The organism is Enterobacter cloacae complex sp. ECL414 (assembly GCF_021869685.1).
Taxonomy (GTDB): Bacteria; Pseudomonadota; Gammaproteobacteria; order Enterobacterales; family Enterobacteriaceae; genus Enterobacter; species Enterobacter kobei.
Window position 1 is genome coordinate 4,497,701 of record NZ_CP091481.1, and the last position, 17,837, is coordinate 4,515,537.

Consider the following 17,837-nt stretch of genomic DNA (forward strand, 5'->3'; position numbering starts at 1 on the left):
AACCAGGTGATTGTGTTATCACGCTGCTCCTGATTTATGAATAATTATAAAAAACCGCCTCTGTTTATCGCGTGACTGAATGATGACAATTTTGTCACCTTCCAGGTTTCTCCTGAACAACGGGATTAATCCATTAACAGGCGCACTTTGAACACAATTTCACGCCCCTGCTGTTCTGCTGACAGCTCGCCGCCGTGAGCATGAATGATCGACCTTGTAATTGATAATCCCAGCCCCGCGCCTTCCGTGTTGTAGAACCTTGATGAGTCTGCGCGATAGAACCGGTCAAACAAACGTTCCAGATTAGCGGGAACCTGGCCGGACATCGTATTCGTAATCATCACGTTCACACAGTCACTGTCACGCTCAAGGTGTATCGCTGTACAGGTGTTATCGGGAGAATACTTGATTGCATTGGAAAGCAGGTTACTGAAAGCACGTCGGAGCATATCGCTGTCTCCGGCAACAACGCCCTCTCCTTCAACCGTGATTGTCTTTCCTGTTTCGTCTGCCAGGGGCTCGAACAACTCACGTAATTCATTCAGTTCGGCTGCCAGATCCACATCATGTTTATCCAGCCGCAGCAGACCATGCTCTGAACGTGCCAGAAAAAGCATGTCACTGGTCATTCGTGACAACCTTTTCAGTTCTTCCAGGTTAGCGAATAAAATTTCGCGGTAATGCGAAACATCCCTTTCCTTAGCCAGTGCAAACTGCGTCTGCATCATCAGATTACTGACTGGTGTGCGCAGCTCATGCGCGATGTCAGACGAGAAATCTGACAGTTTCCGGAATGCCCCCTCCAGGCGATCAAACATATTATTGAACTCCTGCATGGTCTCAGAGATTTCCGGCGGAGCCAGATCGGGATTTAGACGCTGATCCAGGCTGTGTACGGTCATGGAGGAAGCCAGACTGGTCATTTCCCGTAGCGGTTTCAGACCAATACGTGTGGTCAGCCAGCCCAGAAAAACAGAAATAAAGACCAGACCGATATTGAACCAGAACAGCCAGGTACTGAGTTTGTCCATAAACAGGGTGTGATACCCAGTATCCGTGGCAACCGTAATGATGACATGTTTGCTTTTACCCTGTTCCGGCGTCACGGCAACCCGCCGCGAGATACTGCGGTACACGGTGTTATTTTCTTCCGTCTGGATCATATAGTCGAGAATATCACCCGACTTATTAAGCAGGATCGCTGGAACAACAGAATTTTTGGCATAGAGTTCAACAATTTTTTCATTTTCCATGTTTTTTATAGAAATGAATAAGCCATTGTGCCCCACCATCGCATCGTTTATTTTTTCTGATAATGACTTAATATCCGTTTTGTTCCTGAACGTCTCTGTTTTAAGAAACTCTTCGGTGAGCTGAAGTTTACCTGTCAGAAAATCGCGGTCCTGATTATCGAAATAGCCATTAAGGGTGCTAATCAGGATAAAACTTGATAACCACCATACCGTAAGCATCACCGCAGAAAAAATCAGGCTCAGGCGTGTGGTCAGGGAAATTTTGAACCTCACTCTTCTCTGATCTCCAGGACATATCCGGCACCGCGAACGGTATGGATCAGTTTTGGCTCAAAGTCATCATCAATTTTACTTCTCAGACGTCTCACGGCGACATCAATCACATTCGTATCACTGTCAAAATTCATGTTCCAGACCAGGGACGAGATAAGACTCCTGGGTAACACTTCTCCGGTGCGTTGCAGCAGCAACTCAAGCAGAACGTATTCTTTACCGGTGAGATGGATCTTCTTCCCCGAACGGATCACGGTCCGGCGCACCATATCAACGGTCATATCGGCGATGGTGCAGACTGTTGCGGCCTGCGAGCGTGCCCGGCGCAGTAGGGTTCTTACACGTGCAACCAGCTCCGTAAAATCAAAGGGCTTAATCAGGTAGTCATCTGCGCCAAGCTCCAGTCCTTTCACTTTGTCCCGCACGTTGTCCTTTGCGGTTAAAAACAGGACCGGTTCTTCGTGCCCGGACTCCCTCAGTGCGCTGATGATTTGCCACCCGTCGAGGAAAGGCAGCATCACGTCCAGTATTATCAAATCATACTGTCCCTTCGACGCGGCCCCGAGACCATCGCGGCCATTATTAAAGAGATCGGCCTGATAGCCTTCCTCAACCAGTCCCTGCTGCAGGTAACGACCTGTTTTTTGTTCGTCTTCAACGATTAAAATACGCTGCATGGTCAACTCGCTGATATGAAAGTAAAAATCTCACGCATGAGCTTTGGCTGTCCCCTAGCTGACCTGAGACGGAGCAAGCATTCCGAGCCACGCTACGGCGCCCAGAATGATAATCGCAACAACGAATTCTGTCAGGATGCTGTTTCGCATCAGGGCAACGCTGCGATCATAATTCCCTTCCCTGACCATAACTTCAAGCCGGGGACCCAGGTGAAACCGGTTTGCTGCAGCCAGAAGAAGCATCAGAACAAACAGAGCCGTCTTGGCAAGCAATATCCTCCCCCAGGAACTGTTGAATAAGGGAGTTAAGTTACCCTCAGCAATATACAGATAGTTGACCAGCGCACTCAGGATCAGGGCTACAACAATCACCGTTCCTGCCGTGGCAAATTTTGCCAGGGAGTCAGATATCACAATGACGCTCTGTGCATTATGCTCGTTTCTGCGCATCAGCAGGATAGCAAATGCAACCAGAGCACCTGTCCAGGCACCTGCAGCGCCGAGATGGGTCAGATCGCTCAGTAAATGGAGATAGTAATGCAGACCGTCATGCATAACGGCGTGTCCTCCCCAGGCAAGTGTAGCCAGCGCCACGCCCCCACTCATCGTCATCAGCAGGCAGGACAATACTCTCTTATTAGTGTAAAGGAACAAAGCACCGAGTGTGGTAAACAGGGCACAGAGCCTGACAATCCAGCTAATACCCACATCAGTTTCTTCTATCACCATCTCGATAACATGGATGGATAATTCTCTGAGGTCAGTTACTCCACTCATGGCATTAGATACCAGGAGCATATTAATGCCAGTAAGAATGATGCCTGTAACAACAGCAAAAGTTATAAACGACCTGAAATTAGTCAGGTTATAGGTTTCATGTCTGACACCGCTTATTCCATATATCTGAAAAAATGGCAATCCAAATATTACCATCAAATCCAGATAAAGAAGAAAACGAATAACAATCATAATCAGGTCGTTCATAATATTACTTCACTGTAAAGGTGTAATTACCGGTAATAGGGTGCGTATCTGAAGAAACCGCGCGCCAGTCAACACGATAAGTGCCAGCGGGTAAAGGCTCTCGCGGAATAATGACCATCGATTTAGGGTCAGCGCCTGGCGCCACTTTTGCCGCGACCGGCATCGGAGAATGTGATGACATGCCTTTCATACCCGTCATCGTTAATTTTGCACCTGAGAATTTCACGGTCAGATTTTCCGAGAAATTAAGCTGAATCTTTTCCGGGGCCGCTACGGCTGAATCAGCCTGTGGCACAGAGCTTTTTAATTCCGGATGGGCCATAGCAGAGAAAGCAACGCCCATAACGAGGCCACCTGTAAGAATGGCTTTATTTAAAATCGACATTTTATTTACCTGTTTAGTTGAGTGTTTTATATCAGTGCGTTAAAACCAGATTCTGGCTCCCGCCAGGAATACTACCTGATGGTCTTTCTCACCTTCTCTTTTCGCCATATCGGATGTTTTCCCGTAAAGTTGATTCCAGGAAACGCCTATATAGGGTGCAAACTCACGGCGTATTTCATAGCGCAGCCGGAGCCCCAGCTCTGTGTCAGTCAGTCCCCTGCCGCGACCCCGCGATTCATCATCCTGACTGTAGAAATTCACCTCATAGGATGGCTGGAGTATGAGCCGGTTAGTCAGTAAAACGTCGTATTCTCCTCCCAGACGAAGGGCTGCTTTTCCGCCATTACTGACAAAACCCGTAATTTCAGACTCAAAATTATAGAGTGCCAGCCCCTGAAAACCGACAGCAGCCCAGGTCCGGGCAGAAGCAGGTCTGAAATCCTGCCTGACACCCGCAACCAAATCCCACCATGGGCCAACCGCATGTCCCCAGAGTAACTGCGCTTCAGCCGCCTCCGTTTCCCCATTGCTTCGTTCACCTTCACTCTTTAGCCAAATCCGATCTGTGTCGCCTCCAATCCAGCTGTTAACACTCCAGCTGAAATTGTTGGTGTTATCCGACCGTTGCCATTCCAGTTGATCCAGCAGAACCAGATAATTAATCGCACTGTCGTGAATCGCATGCCCCTGTAAATTGCCGAATGCAGCCTTCCGGTCGGCATCGGTAACAGGCGGAATTGGCGTTCTGCTCTCAGTTACAATGGGCTCCATTGACGTCATCTCAGTGAAATTCTCATCTGCTGGCATCTGCATGGCAGACATGTCGTGCCCGGCGTGGGGATCTGCAGAGACGGAGCCCGCCGCAATAGAAAGCTGTGAGGTAAACAAACCGGCGACCAGAACAGGTATGGCCTTCAAATTTCTCTTCATTCGCATCATTCCTCCACCCGGACTTCACGAAACATTCCCATTTCCATGTGATAGAGCAAATGGCAGTGATACGCCCAGCGGCCAAGCGCATCTGCTGTCACTCTGTAACTGCGTTTTGTACCAGGGGGAACATCTATTGTGTGTTTACGAACCATGAAATTACCGTTTTCATCTTCCAGATCGCTCCACATACCATGCAGGTGAATGGGGTGAGTCATCATGGTATCGTTGATCAGCGTGATCCTGAGCCGCTCACCGTATTTCAGCAGCACCGGTGCGGCATCTGAAAACTTGATTCCGTTAAATGACCAGGCAAACTTTTCCATGTGGCCGGTTAAATGCAGTTCTATGGTACGGCCAGGTTCACGTCCGTCAGGATCCTCAAAGCGGCTTTTCAAATCCGCGTACGTGAGAACCTTTCTTCCGTTATTTCGAAGACCAATACCCGGATCATTTAATTTCGGAGAGACGCTCATCGCCTGCATATCAACCAGTGGGTTATCCGTTTCTGACGCAGGATGACTTTGCATACCCGGCATTCCGGCCATCCGGGAATGATCCATACCGGCCATGCTGCTGTGATCCATGGGCGCGGAGGATGTCCCGCTATCCGGAAGGTCAGCACCGTCCATAGACATCATCTCTCCGCTGTTATCCATGCCTCCCATCTGGCTGTGGTCCATTCCTGCCATATCATGTCCCATTCCCCCCATACCCATATCTTCCATGGTCAACAGAGGACGGGGATCGAGGGGGGGAACGGCAGCACTTAACCCCTCTCTCGTGGCCAGTGTCCCTCGAGCGTAACCGGTCCTGTCCATGGATTGTGCGAAGATGGTATAGGCCTCACCCTGAGGCTCCACAATGACATCATAGGTTTCGGCAACGGCAATCCTGAATTCGTCAACGGTAACCGGGTTTACATACTGGCCATCTGCAGCCACGACCGTCATTTTCAGCCCGGGGATACGGATATCGAAATAGGTCATTGCCGAGCCGTTGATAAACCGTAAGCGTATCTTTTCACCGGGACGGAACAGTCCGGTCCAGTTTTTCAGCGGGGCCTGCCCGTTCATGAGATAGGTGTAGGTGTAGCCACTGACATCCGCGAGGTCAGTCGGATTCATTTTCATTTCAGCCCACATTTTCCGATCGGCAATGGTGGCTGACAGCCCCCTGGTATTCACGTCGCGGAAAAAAGAGCCAACGGTTGGTTTATTGAAATTGTAGTAATCCGACTGTTTTTTTAATTTTTTCAGCAGGCTGTGAGGATTTTCATCGGTCCAGTCAGACAACATGACCACATGCTCACGATCGTAAGTAAACGGTTCTGGCTCCCCGGCATCGATGATAATGGCACCGTATACCCCCTCCTGTTCCTGCAGACCGGAATGGCTGTGGTACCAGTAAGTCCCGTTCTGCTTAACCTTAAAGGTGTAAACGTAGGTATCATCAGGCTCTATGCCCATAAAACTCAGCCCCGGAACACCATCCATATTGGCCGGAAGAATAATGCCGTGCCAGTGAATGGACGTCTGTTCATTAAGACGGTTTTTGACCTTCAGGGTAATGGTGTCACCTTCTTTCCAGCGAAGAACGGGCCCCGGCAGGCCTCCATTGATTGTTTTGGCCTGACGCTCACTGCCCGTGATATTGACGGCCGTTTCACCAATGGTCAGGTCAAACTGAGTACCCTGCAGGGATGCGGCAACTGGCAGGCTCAGACTGGAACGCGCATTGAAACTCCATACGCCAAGACTTCCGGCTACGCCAGAGAGGGTTAACCCCTTCAGGAAAGTTCGTCGAGACGTTTTCAACAGCATGCGCATTCCCTTATTTAAAGTATGGTTACTGACAGAATTCGAGAACCGATTTAAATTAAATTACTGGTTCATCCACTTACAATGAAATGAATCTAGCACACCTTAAGAAACAAATTCATTACAATCGTGTAATGTACATAGCTGTATTACATTTACGTCATCTTCCCCACAGGTTGATTATTTTTATATATGATCATAAGGACATCTTTTATGTACCTCAGAAGGTAATTACACATGAATATATTAATCACGACCACTGCGTTTACAGCTTTATTTTGTGGGGCAGCTTTTGCTCAGTCCAGTGATATTGCCAATGAAGCACATCGATTTGTTAATAATGCCTCAGCCGTCAGTCATGTGAATTCCTCGACGCATGAAAACTTACCGGACAGGGTTAATAAAAACAACACGCCCTCATTCTCTGAAATGAATGAACATGAAAGGGCCATTGTTGCTCATTCATTTATGAACAACAGCGCGTCCTATGCGCATCAGAAAATGATTGAGGAACATAAAAAAATGCTGTCCGGCAGTGATGCAAATTCAAAGACCTCGTCTTCTTCTTTTAACGAACTGAATGCCGGAGAAAAAGCCGCTCTCGTGCATGAGCAGGTCAATAATGCCGGTGCGGAAGCACATCAGACGCAGGCAAGAAAGCTTCGCGGGCTGTATTCGACCAGGTAACTGCAGGCGGGTTAGTGCTTAGCGTCAGGTGCGCAGCAGGGCTTTACTGACGGGTTACGTAGCAGGACATGAGCCCCATATTGCTCTGCCGTAACCTGTTTCAGTCCCGTTAATCATCACCGTCGGGCTGGTCATACAGTTCCCAGAGCTTCAGGAGCAAACGGGAAACAAGATATGTTACAAAAATGACGACCATCAACGGTGCTCCCGATTAACTGACAGATGACACGCCTCCTGAAAACCCCTAGCATACGCCGCAGTGTTCATGCTAACGGCGAATTCCAGTAAATGTATTCTACCGATGTCGTAAAAGAAAATGCCTACCTTTCAGCCACCCGCTCGGGGCTGGAATCGAACGAGATCGCTACTCTTCAGCGCTCCTTGCCTTCCCGGTTTAATCTGCGGCATTTGAAAAAAAATGAATCATTAAAACTCGTACTGCAAAAGAAAGCGGGAAAATCACGTGTCGTGGCCTATAAATTTACGTCCGGTTCATTTAATTACACGGCGTATCGTATATCAGATAAAAAGTTCTATAACCTTTCCGATACTTCCGGGAAAGGCAGTCTCGATTATCCGTTACCGGCCACAGCAAGACTCAGTTCGCCTTTCAATCCTGCAAGACTTAACCCGGTATCGGGAAAAGTGAGTCCCCATAATGGCATTGATTATTCCATGCCCATGAACACGAAAATAGTCAGCGTCATCGACGGAAAAATCACCCGGGCCGAATACAACAGTACCATGGGATATTTTGTTGAAGTAACGGGAAAAGCCGGTGTTAAAACTCGCTATCTCCACCTCAATAAAATACTCGTTACTAAAGGGGCCAGGGTTACACGGGGAGGTGCTATTGCGTTATCCGGTAACAGCGGACGTTCATCCGGTCCTCATCTGCATTACGAGCTGGTCATCAATAACAACCCTGTTAACTCTCTGGCGTTCCGGGCAGCGGCACCCGCTGATAACAAACTCGAACAGCATGCCTTTGCGCATGCCAGAGACTACGAACGATACCTGGACTGATAACGGGACCGCGACGCGGCCCCGTCTGCCGGATTAATTTTTTTTATCGTTTTCACTTCCGTGATGTTGATGATCTCCATGCCCTCCGTGGCCGTGGAAAAGATGCATTAGCGGGCAGACCAGCAATAACAGATATGGCCAGTAACCTGCCACATGTGACCAGTGTTCGCGCAGGAGGGCAAATGCCGCGATCGCGGCGACAGCAATAAGCGCATAGGTGGTACTTTTCATACTGGACTCCTTCTGTTCGTAACTGACCCTTCACTCAGTGTTATTTCCCGAGCCTGACACTTTTCAGACGCAACGCATTCACAATGACGCTGACGGAGGAAAGAGCCATGGCCGCCGCCGCAATAACTGGCGACAGCAGTATTCCATACACAGGATAAAGCAGACCTGCAGCCACAGGCACGCCAAGTGCGTTGTAGATAAATGCAAAAAACAGATTCTGACGGATATTTTTCATGGTGATCTCTGACAGATGACGGGCCCTGTTCAGTATCATCAAGTCGCCTTTGAGAAGGGTGACTCCGGCACTTTCAATTGCCACATCTGTACCCGTTCCCATGGCTATACCCACGTCAGCCGCTGCCAGCGCCGGGGCATCATTCACACCGTCTCCGGCCATCGCAACCACATGGCCAGACTCTTTCAGTCGGGTTATCACTGCTTTTTTGCCATCCGGCAGAATTCCGGCTTCAACCTCATCTATTCCCAGTTTCCGTGCGACTGCTTCAGCAGTAAGCTGGTTATCCCCGGTGAGCATAACGATGCGGATCCCCGCCTGACGCAAAGCTTTAAGCGCATCCGGCGTGGTTGTTTTCACGGGATCCGAGATAGCTATCAGGCCTGCAAGGTCCCCGTCTGTGGCCACATAGATAACGGTAGCGCCTTCCATCCGCAACGTATCCGCAACGGCCTTTTGATTATCAATAACTATACTGTTTTCCTGCATAGCCAGTTCATTACCAATAACAACCCGTTGACCTTCGACATCGCCTGAGACACCTTTACCCGACGGTGCATCGAAATGAGTGACTGCGGGTATTGCGATCCCCTTTTCCTGTGCTGCTTTAACTACTGCCATACCCAGCGGATGCTGCGAGCCTTTTTCCACTGCGGCTGTTACACGCAAAAGAGATGTTTCCCCACCCGGATTGAGACTGATAATCCCTGTCACCGTAGGCGAACCTTCCGTGAGCGTGCCTGTTTTGTCGACAACCAGCGTGTCCACTTTTTCAAGACGCTCAAGGGCTTCGGCATTCCTGATTAACACCCCGGCCTGGGCTCCTTTGCCCACCCCCACCATTATCGACATCGGCGTGGCCAGCCCCAGCGCGCAGGGACAGGCAATAATCAGGACCGACACAGCCGCAATGAGACCGTGCGCCATCCTGGGCTCGGGCCCCCAGACAGACCAGATCACGAAAGCAACAACCGCGATAAGTATCACCAGAGGAACAAACCAGCCTGAAACGCTGTCAGCCATTCTCTGGATGGGGGCACGCGAACGCTGTGCATCAGCGACCATCTGAACAATTCGTGAGAGCATTGTTTCATCACCGACTTTCTCTGCACGGATGATGAGACTCCCTGTCTGATTAATGGTCCCCCCGATGACAGGGTCACCCTCCGTTTTGGTAACCGGCATAGATTCCCCGGTCACCATCGATTCATCAACGGTTGTTTTGCCTTCGATCACGATACCGTCGACCGGAATACTCTCTCCAGGTCTGATGCGGAGCTTATCGCCAGGCAGGACATCTTCCGCATTAATATCCGTTTCATGACCGTCATGATCCAGCCGTCTGGCGGTTTTGGGGGCAAGGTTCAGAAGCGCAGTAATGGCGCCTGAGGTTTGTTCCCGTGCCCGCAGCTCAAGAACCTGTCCCAGCAGAACAAGCACCGTAATAACTGCTGCGGCTTCAAAATAAACGGCCACCAGGCCATCCATGTTTCTGAACGATGCAGGAAACCAGGAGGGGAAGACGGTTGCAATGACGCTGTAAACCCAGGCTACGCCGGTCCCCATTGCAACAAGGGTAAACATATTCAGGGAGCGGTTACGTAACGACATTCCGGCCCGGGCGAAGAATGGCCAGCCACACCACAACACGACAGGGGAGGCCAGAAGCAGCTGCAGCCATGTGTTGTACTGTGGCGGTACTGTATTCCTCAACTCGGGAAACAGATGAGATCCCATTTCGAGTACCAGAACCGGAAACGCCAGCAACAACCCCAGCCAGAAGCGTCTTGTCATGTCGTGAAGTTCATCACTCGGCCCCGTGGATGCCGTAGCTACGAGCGGCTCCAGTGCCATTCCACAGACAGGACAGCTTCCGGGACCACTGCGGCGTATCTCCGGGTGCATCGGACATGTCCACACACCTTCAGAATTCTCTTTTTCCGCCTGGTGGTGAGGCTGTTTTATCTGATCAGGGCTGACTTCGTGATGATCGTGGTGATGGTGATGGGAATGTTCACTGGCATCTTCGGTAAGATAACGATCGGGATGGGCTTTAAATTTACTCTCACAGCTGGCGGAGCAGAAATAAAGTTGATGGTCCTGGTATCGAATGCTGCTGTGCGCCCTGTCGGGCAGGATGGCCATCCCGCACACGGGATCTCTCACCTTATGCAATACGTGGCCCTCGTCCGGGGATAATGTCTGCTCAGAAGCAGTCTGGTTGTTGTGTTGCACTGCATTGTCATTTTTCACAGTAACTCTCCTTATGCATACCGAAGCATCTTCTGTCTTCAGGGTATGTCATGGATGCGATTACCACGAATATCGCCGGCACAGGAGTGCCTGCTACCGGCGTCCCGTTATCAGCCGTTCCGCTGACTATTCGATTCGCTGGAAGACTTTTTTACTTCCATCCGGTGAGAATGCGATAACATCGTAAGCCTCTTTTCGGGCTCCCATCTCCATTCCAGGACTTCCTGCTGGCATACCGGGGGTGGCGAGACCGTATATACCTGAACCAGACTGCATTGCCTTATGTATCGTTGTCGCAGGCACATGGCCTTCAATGATCAAATTACCGGCAACCGCGGTATGACAACTTCGCAGTCCTGCAGGAATAGCATGCTTTTCTTTCAGGGCTGACAGCGCCTGATCATTCATGACGTGAGTTCGTACTTCAAACCCGTCTTTTTCCATCGCCTTGCCCCACAGGGAACAACAGCCACAGTTTTCAGATTTGTACATATCAATCACTTTTTCACTCGCCATCGCGGGCAGTGAAAGGCCGAGAGCCAGCGCCATCAGAACCACTTTTTTCATACTCACCTCTGTATATTATCGATTTAAACCCTGACGTCAGGGTGAATCAGTAAAGAAGGACACCCACAGGGGGTGCCCTTTCAGGTTCAGGACACGCTTTTTTTATGTCTGCGCAGCCAGATTAATTTGTAGGCGGCAGGAATAATGAACAGGGACAGCAGCGGAGCCGTGATCATCCCACCAATCATGGGTGCCGCGATACGGCTCATGACTTCTGAACCTGCACCGGTTCCCCAGAGTATTGGCAGCAGACCCGCAATGATCACCGCCACGGTCATGGCTTTCGGCCGGACACGCAGTACGGCACCATGATAGAGGGCTTCATCAAGGCCTTCCGGTGTGAACGTCTCTTTACGGGACAATTCCGGGTGCGCTTCAATGGCATGACGCAGATACATCAGCATGACCACGCCAAACTCTGCTGCCACCCCGGCCAGAGCGATAAACCCCGTTCCGGTTGCGACAGACATATGGAAGCCCTGCCAGTACAGGAACCATATCCCGCCAACCAGGGCGAACGGCAGGCTCATCAGGATCAGCAGGGCTTCATCAACCCGGCGGAATGCCAGATACAACAGGATGAAGATGATCATCACCGTCATCGGCACCATCAGCTTCAGTTTCTTGTTGGCATGCTCAAGCAGTTCAAACTGTCCGGAGAATGACACGCTGGTACCCGGTCTCAGTTTCACTTTCTGACTGATCGCCGTTTTAATGTCATTAACCACCGACACCATATCCCTGCCGCGCGCGTCAATGTAAATCCAGCTGGCTGGACGGGCATTTTCCGTTTTCAGCATAGTCGGCCCGGAAACGACCTTAATATCCGCAACATCGCCCAGCGTGATCTGCTGCTTCATCGGGGTCAGGATCGGCATCTGTTTCAGGGCCTGCGGGCTGTTCCGGTAATCCTGCGGATAGCGGATATTAATCGGGTACCGGGCCACGCCTTCAACCGTTTCCCCTACCGTCGCGCCGCCGATGGCTGATGAGATGAACAGCTGCACATCGCCCACCGTCATTCCGTAGCGGGAGGCTTTTTCCCGGTTGATATCCACATCAATGTAGCGCCCGCCTTCCAGTCGCTCTGCGAGAGCAGACACTACGCCGGGTACGGTTTTGGCGACCGCTTCGATACTCTGCGCCGTTGCATCGATATCGGACAGAACCGTTCCGGACACCTTGATACCTATCGGGCTTTTGATCCCGGTTGAGAGCATATCAATACGGTTACGGATTGGCGGCACCCAGAGGTTTGCCAGCCCCGGTAAACGGACGGTCCTGTCGAGTTCTTCAATAATCTTGTCAATCGTCATGCCTGGACGCCACTGATCCTCAGGTTTGAGCTGGATCGTGGTTTCAACCATTTCGAGCGGTGCGGAATCCGTGGCGGTCTCTGCTTTACCGGTCTTGCCAAATACAGAGGCCACTTCAGGAACGCTTTTGATTAACTTGTCCGTCGTCTGCAGGAGCGCTGCAGCTTCAGCCGGAGAGACACCCGGCAGGGTCGACGGCATATACAACAGGTCGCCCTCGTTAATCTTCGGCAGAAACTCACCGCCCACCTGGCTCAGCGGCCAGATAACGGTGAAAATGGACAAGGCCGCAACCAGCAGGGTTGTTTTTGGCCAGTGGAGAACCCGCAACAGCAATGGATGATACGCTTTGATCAGTACCCGGTTCAGGGGGTTACTGGTCTCTGCAGGAATTTTCCCCCGGATCCAGAATCCCATCAGAATCGGAATGACGATGATGGCCAGCGCGGCCGCGGCCGCCATGGAGTACGTTTTCGTGAATGCCAGCGGGCCAAACAGACGTCCTTCCTGACCTTCCAGGGTAAAGATAGGAATAAAGGACAGGGTGATGATCAGCAGGCTGATAAACAGTGCGGGTCCCACTTCAACGGAGGCATCGGTAATCACCTTCCAGCGGGTGGCGTTGTCAATCTGCTCACCCGGATGCTGATGATCCCACTCCTCAAGCCGCTTATGCGCATTCTCAATCATCACAATGGCGGCATCCACCATCGCACCGACGGCAATCGCTATCCCTCCCAGCGACATGATATTGGCGTTCAGTCCCTGGAAGTGCATGACGATAAAGGCGATACACAGACCAAGCGGCAGAGAGATAATCGCCACCAGGGCAGAACGTACGTGCCACAGGAACAGGGCACAGACGATGGCCACCACGATAAACTCTTCCAGAAGTTTGGAACTGAGGTTATCAATCGCCCGGTCGATGAGCTGGCTGCGATCGTAGGTGGTCACGATTTCAACGCCTTCCGGCAGGCTGGCCTTCAGCGTCTCAAGTTTATCCCTCACTGCCGTGATAACGTCGCGTGCATTTTTACCCGACCGCAGGATCACCACGCCGCCAGCGACTTCGCCCTGGCCGTTCAGCTCGGCAATACCACGCCGCATTTCAGGCCCGGTCTGCACGCGGGCAACATCCCGCAGATAAACCGGCACGCCGTTCTCGCCTGTTTTCAGGACGATGTTATTAAAATCATCAATGCTCTGAAGATAACCGCTGGCACGGACCATATACTCAGCTTCGGCCATTTCAACGGATGAGCCACCGGCCTCCTGGTTAGACGATTCAAGGGCCTGTTTCACTTCGGGCAGGCTGATACCATACTGAGACAATTTTACCGGATTGACCTGAATCTGGTACTGTTTCACCACGCCGCCAACCGAAGCGACCTCAGCCACGTTCGGGATGGTTTTCAGCTCAAATTTCAGGAACCAGTCCTGCAGAGAACGCAGTTCTGAAAGGTCGTGTTTTCCGCTGCGATCGACAAGGGCATATTCAAATATCCAGCCCACCCCCGTGGCGTCCGGACCGATTTCAGAACTCACACCGGCGGGCAGTTTTCCCTGTACCTGGTTCAGGTACTCCAGCACGCGGGAACGGGCCCAGTACAGATCGGTGCCGTCTTCAAAAATGACATACACATACGAATCACCGAACTGTGAAAAACCACGCACGGTTTTTGCGCCAGGCACGGACAGCATGGTGGTGGTAAGTGGATAGGTGACCTGGTTTTCTACAATCTGCGGGGCCTGGCCGGGATAGCTGGTTTTGATAATGACCTGCACATCTGACAGGTCAGGCAAGGCATCGACAGGCGTGTTAATAATCGTCCATGTGCCCCAGATGCTGAGAAACAGGGCCCCCATCATGACCAGGAAACGGTTGGCGACAGAGCGCCGGATAATCCATTCAATCATCGTCGTCTCCTCAGTGCCCTGAATGCATATTTACAGGCTGGTCAGACATTGCTGGCATACTGCTTTCTGTTTTTTCAGGGTGGCGCATACGTTCCAGTGCGCCCGTAATATTGGCTTCAGAGTCAATGAGGAACAGGCCACTGACCACCACGGTATCGCCTTCATTCAGGCCGGAGCCGATGCCGGACTGTTGCTGTGACTCATGCAGAACGTGGATCTGTTTCGGCACAAACTTGCCTTCATCATCAACAGTAATCACGCGCTGTTCTTTGCCGGTATCGATAACGGCCTGGCTTGGTATCAGCAGCATCTCCTGGCTTCTGGTATTCAGTTTCAGATAGGCATTCATGCCCGGCTTGAGAAACTCATCCTTATTAGAAACCTGGAGACGGACCTGAAGCGTACGGGTTGTCTGATCCACGCTGGGAAGAATATTCCATTTTTCGACATGGAATGTTTTATCCGGATAAGCCGGTACCGAAATTTCAAACTGCGACGTATCTTTCAGCAGATAGGCGATAGATTCTGGCACTGCAGCGCTGATCCAGACCGGGTCCATTCCCTGAATCTGAGCCACCACCTTATCTTTCGAAATATTCATGCCGGTGCGCAGGTCAAATGCAGTAATGACACCATCAATAGGTGCTTTAATGGTAAAACGGGTCTGAATGCTCCGGGTAGAACGCAGTCTCTGAATATCCTCTTCCGGCATACCTGCCAGGCGAAGCCGTTCCAGAACGCCTTTAATTTGCGTGGAAGTACCACCGGTGCTGGATAACAGAAGGAATTCACTCTGTGCTTCCACCCAGTCCGGAATGGTAATATCGATAAGTGGCGTCCCCTTCTTCACATGATCGCCAATCGTCATGGGGTAGACTTTTTCGACAAACCCGTCAGAACGCGCCTGCACAATAACAAACTGATACTCGTTATAGCTGACATTAGCCGGGATTGTCTGAGAATAATTCAGCATTCCTCGCGTGACTTTTTGCGTTTTTAATCCCAGATTCTGAACCTGGGTTGGGTCGATACGGATCCCGCCACTGCTTTTATCGCCACTGTCATCAGCATATTTTGGCACCAGGTCCATATCCATAAAGGGCGATTTTCCGGGTTTATCAAATTTGGTATCCGGTTTCATTGGGTCATACCAGAAAAGCACCTTTCGTTCCGGTGCCTTTTGTTCTGTTTTTTCTGTCTTTTGTGCTGAGTTTACATACTGCCAGGCAGTAACCGATATCAGCCCCCCTGCTATGAGGCTGCTGATAATTATTGCAGCATATTTTATCTTTAAAGAAGCCATACAATTTTCCGCTAAAAAATCAAAACACCTGGCATATGCGCCTGACGGTTAACTCACACATATACCTATGTGAATGTACAGGCGCACAGGATGTAATCGCTCCGGACAGCCAATCAGGACTGCGTCACGTTAATGCTTTTGAGTAAGGAGATATTGCCCTGCTGAATAAACGAGAAATCGACATGGTTGCCTGTTTTCAGGGCATTAATAGCATCGTCTGCATTAACAAAAGTAAAGCGCATGGTCATTGCAGGCCAGCCCACCGCTGGAATTGCTTCATGCGAAATGGTGATTTTCTTAGTATTCATATCAATGTCTTTAACGACACCGGTGCCCTTGATAACTTGCTGTACCGAAGCATCACTGGCAGTATTCATATCGCCATGCTGATGTGTTTCAGCATGAAGACCGGCAGAAAACATGACAGAGAAGGCACCAAATAAAACGGCTTTAAGTGAATTACGCATTTTAATTTCCTGATTAATTAAATAAATTTACTCTACCCAACCGCCACCCAGCGCGGTAAACAGATTAATTTCGTTAACCTGCCGGGAATAGGTAAGATCGAGAATGGTTTGCTGGGTAGCGAAGAGGGAACGTTCTGCATCCAGCACTTCGATGTAACTGACAGCACCACTTGCATACAATCCTCTGGCACGCTGGAGAGTTATCTGAAGTGAATCAAGATAACGCTGCTGTGACTCAAGTTGCTGGCTAAGGCTGTCGCGCAGCGCAAGCGTGTCGGAAACATCCTTAAAGGCTGACTGAATTTTTTGTTCGTAATTAACCACCGACTGTTGCTGGCGAATTTCAGCCAGCTTCAGATTGGCTTTATTCCTGCCAGCATTAAATATAGGAATTTCAATTTTAGGGATAAAATTCCACATTCCACTTCCTGACGTAAACAGGCTGGACAGCTCCGTACTGCTTGCGGAAAGACCACTGGTCAGGGTAATTGAGGGGAAAAAGGCCGCTCGCGCTGCGCCAATATTGGCATCAGCCGCTTTCAGCTGATATTCCGCTTCCATAATATCCGGTCGCTGCAGCAAAATTTGTGAAGACAGATTTGGTGGCAATTTTACTGGGGCTATCTCCCCGCCTTTCATCCCTTTTTCTGACGGAAGTGCGCGGTACGTTCCCAGCACCAGTTGCAGGGCATTGTTTGCCTGAGCCAGATCGCCTTCTCGTTTGGCTATTTCGGCGCGGGTACTTTCGATTTGTCCTCGCGCCTGTTCAAGTGCCAGAACGTTCGTACTCCCGGTCACGAGCTGCTGCTCAACGAAAGCATAGGACTGTTGATAATTTTTCAGCGTTTCCCGCGCAATACGAAGTTGTTCGTACGCCAGTTGCTGGCTGAAATAGCTTTGTGAAACGTTGGATACCAGCAGGATGTGTACGGCCCGACGGGCTTCTTCGCTGGCAAAGTAGTTCTGGCGATCAGCATCACTCATGTTCTTAAGTTTGCCGAAAAAATCGAGCTCATAGCTGAGCTCCAGTCTCGCGTCGTACTCCTGTGTGGTCGGCTTGTCACCTTTCAGACCACCGCTGTATGTTATCCCGGATGAGGCATTCAGCTGGGGATAACGATCTGCATCCGTGACGTTGAACTGGGCTCGGGCCTCTTCAACCTTCAGGGCAGCCATTCTCAAATCACGGTTATTAGTCAGAGCTTCACCGATCAACCGGGTAACCTGGGGATCGACAAAAAAGTTACGCCAGCCCGTATCCTGATAGCCATTTACCGCTGGCGTCAGGCTGTTATGGGACAGTGAAAACTGCTGGGGTACCGGTGCTGCGGGCCGCTGATATTCAGGCGCAAGCGACACGCAGCCTGCCAGGATGAATATCGTGCTAATGCTGAGTAATTTTAATTTGAACATAACGCTTCTCGTCCAGGCAGACCTGGTAAATGGTTCAAATGAAGTCCAGAGTATTGATAGGGGTACTTTACCTAACGCTCTCTGTTTGCCGGGTGACAGG

Annotated in this window: 15 protein-coding genes; 2 read left to right on the forward strand and 13 right to left on the reverse strand. The window is 50.6% G+C overall.

Annotation, left to right across the window (positions count from 1 at the left end):
• Positions 1-125: 125 nt before the first annotated feature.
• The 6 genes from pcoS to pcoA are packed head-to-tail and all read right to left on the reverse strand — an operon-like array spanning position 126 to position 6,325.
• On the reverse strand, positions 126-1,526 hold the full coding sequence (gene pcoS / locus L3068_RS21760; RefSeq protein ID WP_001211179.1) for a copper resistance membrane spanning protein PcoS: 1,401 nt from the start codon (positions 1,524-1,526) through the stop codon (positions 126-128).
• Positions 1,523-2,203, reverse strand: a complete 681-nt coding sequence (gene pcoR, locus L3068_RS21765; RefSeq protein ID WP_001188930.1) for a copper response regulator transcription factor PcoR — start codon at positions 2,201-2,203, stop codon at positions 1,523-1,525. Before pcoR ends, pcoS begins: the two co-directional genes overlap by 4 nt.
• A gap of 54 nt (positions 2,204-2,257) precedes the next feature.
• On the reverse strand, positions 2,258-3,136 hold the full coding sequence (gene pcoD / locus L3068_RS21770; protein WP_229692861.1) for a copper resistance inner membrane protein PcoD: 879 nt from the start codon (positions 3,134-3,136) through the stop codon (positions 2,258-2,260).
• Between the two features lie 55 nt (positions 3,137-3,191).
• Positions 3,192-3,572, reverse strand: a complete 381-nt coding sequence (gene pcoC / locus L3068_RS21775) for a copper resistance system metallochaperone PcoC (protein WP_000025662.1) — start codon at positions 3,570-3,572, stop codon at positions 3,192-3,194.
• 39 nt (positions 3,573-3,611) lie between these two features.
• Positions 3,612-4,502 (reverse strand): copper resistance outer membrane transporter PcoB, encoded by an 891-nt coding sequence (gene pcoB, locus L3068_RS21780; protein ID WP_001378118.1) that lies wholly within the window; start codon positions 4,500-4,502, stop codon positions 3,612-3,614.
• A gap of 5 nt (positions 4,503-4,507) precedes the next feature.
• Positions 4,508-6,325: a multicopper oxidase PcoA gene (pcoA, locus tag L3068_RS21785; protein ID WP_000925240.1), complete on the reverse strand. Its 1,818-nt coding sequence runs from the start codon at positions 6,323-6,325 to the stop codon at positions 4,508-4,510.
• A 234-nt stretch (positions 6,326-6,559) separates the two neighbouring features.
• Here pcoA and L3068_RS21790 point away from each other — a divergent pair, with 234 nt between their 5' ends.
• On the forward strand, positions 6,560-7,009 hold the full coding sequence (locus tag L3068_RS21790) for a PcoE/SilE family metal-binding protein (RefSeq protein WP_214602843.1): 450 nt from the start codon (positions 6,560-6,562) through the stop codon (positions 7,007-7,009).
• Positions 7,010-7,297: 288 nt separating this feature from the next.
• Positions 7,298-8,035 carry a peptidoglycan DD-metalloendopeptidase family protein gene (locus tag L3068_RS21795; RefSeq protein ID WP_000287501.1) on the forward strand — a complete coding sequence of 246 codons (738 nt, stop codon included), beginning with the start codon at positions 7,298-7,300 and terminating at the stop codon, positions 8,033-8,035.
• A gap of 33 nt (positions 8,036-8,068) precedes the next feature.
• Here L3068_RS21795 and L3068_RS21800 read toward each other — a convergent pair whose 3' ends face one another.
• The 7 genes from L3068_RS21800 to silC all read right to left on the reverse strand — a co-directional run bounded on the left by L3068_RS21800 (position 8,069) and on the right by silC (position 17,737).
• Positions 8,069-8,266, reverse strand: coding sequence for a DUF2933 domain-containing protein (locus tag L3068_RS21800; protein ID WP_000843494.1), 198 nt, complete (start codon positions 8,264-8,266; stop codon positions 8,069-8,071).
• Between the two features lie 40 nt (positions 8,267-8,306).
• Positions 8,307-10,754, reverse strand: a complete 2,448-nt coding sequence (silP, locus tag L3068_RS21805; RefSeq protein WP_001353604.1) for an Ag(+)-translocating P-type ATPase SilP — start codon at positions 10,752-10,754, stop codon at positions 8,307-8,309.
• 126 nt (positions 10,755-10,880) lie between these two features.
• Entirely contained in the window at positions 10,881-11,321 is a 441-nt protein-coding gene (locus L3068_RS21810; protein ID WP_000758228.1) for a DUF411 domain-containing protein, read from the reverse strand.
• A gap of 86 nt (positions 11,322-11,407) precedes the next feature.
• Positions 11,408-14,554: a Cu(+)/Ag(+) efflux RND transporter permease subunit SilA gene (silA, locus tag L3068_RS21815; protein WP_074519931.1), complete on the reverse strand. Its 3,147-nt coding sequence runs from the start codon at positions 14,552-14,554 to the stop codon at positions 11,408-11,410.
• 10 nt (positions 14,555-14,564) lie between these two features.
• On the reverse strand, positions 14,565-15,857 hold the full coding sequence (gene silB / locus L3068_RS21820; protein WP_000157620.1) for a Cu(+)/Ag(+) efflux RND transporter periplasmic adaptor subunit SilB: 1,293 nt from the start codon (positions 15,855-15,857) through the stop codon (positions 14,565-14,567).
• Positions 15,858-15,970: 113 nt separating this feature from the next.
• Positions 15,971-16,324: a cation efflux system protein CusF gene (gene cusF / locus L3068_RS21825; protein ID WP_001246155.1), complete on the reverse strand. Its 354-nt coding sequence runs from the start codon at positions 16,322-16,324 to the stop codon at positions 15,971-15,973.
• 27 nt (positions 16,325-16,351) lie between these two features.
• Complete coding sequence (gene silC, locus L3068_RS21830) at positions 16,352-17,737, reverse strand: Cu(+)/Ag(+) efflux RND transporter outer membrane channel SilC (RefSeq protein ID WP_000475506.1); 1,386 nt, start codon at positions 17,735-17,737, stop codon at positions 16,352-16,354.
• Between the last annotated feature and the right edge of the window lie 100 nt (positions 17,738-17,837).

Coding starts and splice junctions, on each gene's coding strand:
- pcoR (WP_001188930.1), bottom strand. CDS start 2,203: ATGCAGCGTATTTTAATCGTTGAAGACGAACAAAAAACAGGTCGTTAC.
- pcoD (WP_229692861.1), bottom strand. CDS start 3,136: ATGGTAATATTTGGATTGCCATTTTTTCAGATATATGGAATAAGCGGT.
- pcoC (WP_000025662.1), bottom strand. CDS start 3,572: ATGTCGATTTTAAATAAAGCCATTCTTACAGGTGGCCTCGTTATGGGC.
- pcoB (WP_001378118.1), bottom strand. CDS start 4,502: ATGAAGAGAAATTTGAAGGCCATACCTGTTCTGGTCGCCGGTTTGTTT.
- pcoA (WP_000925240.1), bottom strand. CDS start 6,325: ATGCTGTTGAAAACGTCTCGACGAACTTTCCTGAAGGGGTTAACCCTC.
- L3068_RS21790 (WP_214602843.1), top strand. CDS start 6,560: ATGAATATATTAATCACGACCACTGCGTTTACAGCTTTATTTTGTGGG.
- L3068_RS21795 (WP_000287501.1), top strand. CDS start 7,298: ATGTATTCTACCGATGTCGTAAAAGAAAATGCCTACCTTTCAGCCACC.
- L3068_RS21800 (WP_000843494.1), bottom strand. CDS start 8,266: ATGAAAAGTACCACCTATGCGCTTATTGCTGTCGCCGCGATCGCGGCA.
- L3068_RS21810 (WP_000758228.1), bottom strand. CDS start 11,321: ATGAAAAAAGTGGTTCTGATGGCGCTGGCTCTCGGCCTTTCACTGCCC.
- silA (WP_074519931.1), bottom strand. CDS start 14,554: ATGATTGAATGGATTATCCGGCGCTCTGTCGCCAACCGTTTCCTGGTC.
- silB (WP_000157620.1), bottom strand. CDS start 15,857: ATGGCTTCTTTAAAGATAAAATATGCTGCAATAATTATCAGCAGCCTC.
- cusF (WP_001246155.1), bottom strand. CDS start 16,324: ATGCGTAATTCACTTAAAGCCGTTTTATTTGGTGCCTTCTCTGTCATG.
- silC (WP_000475506.1), bottom strand. CDS start 17,737: ATGTTCAAATTAAAATTACTCAGCATTAGCACGATATTCATCCTGGCA.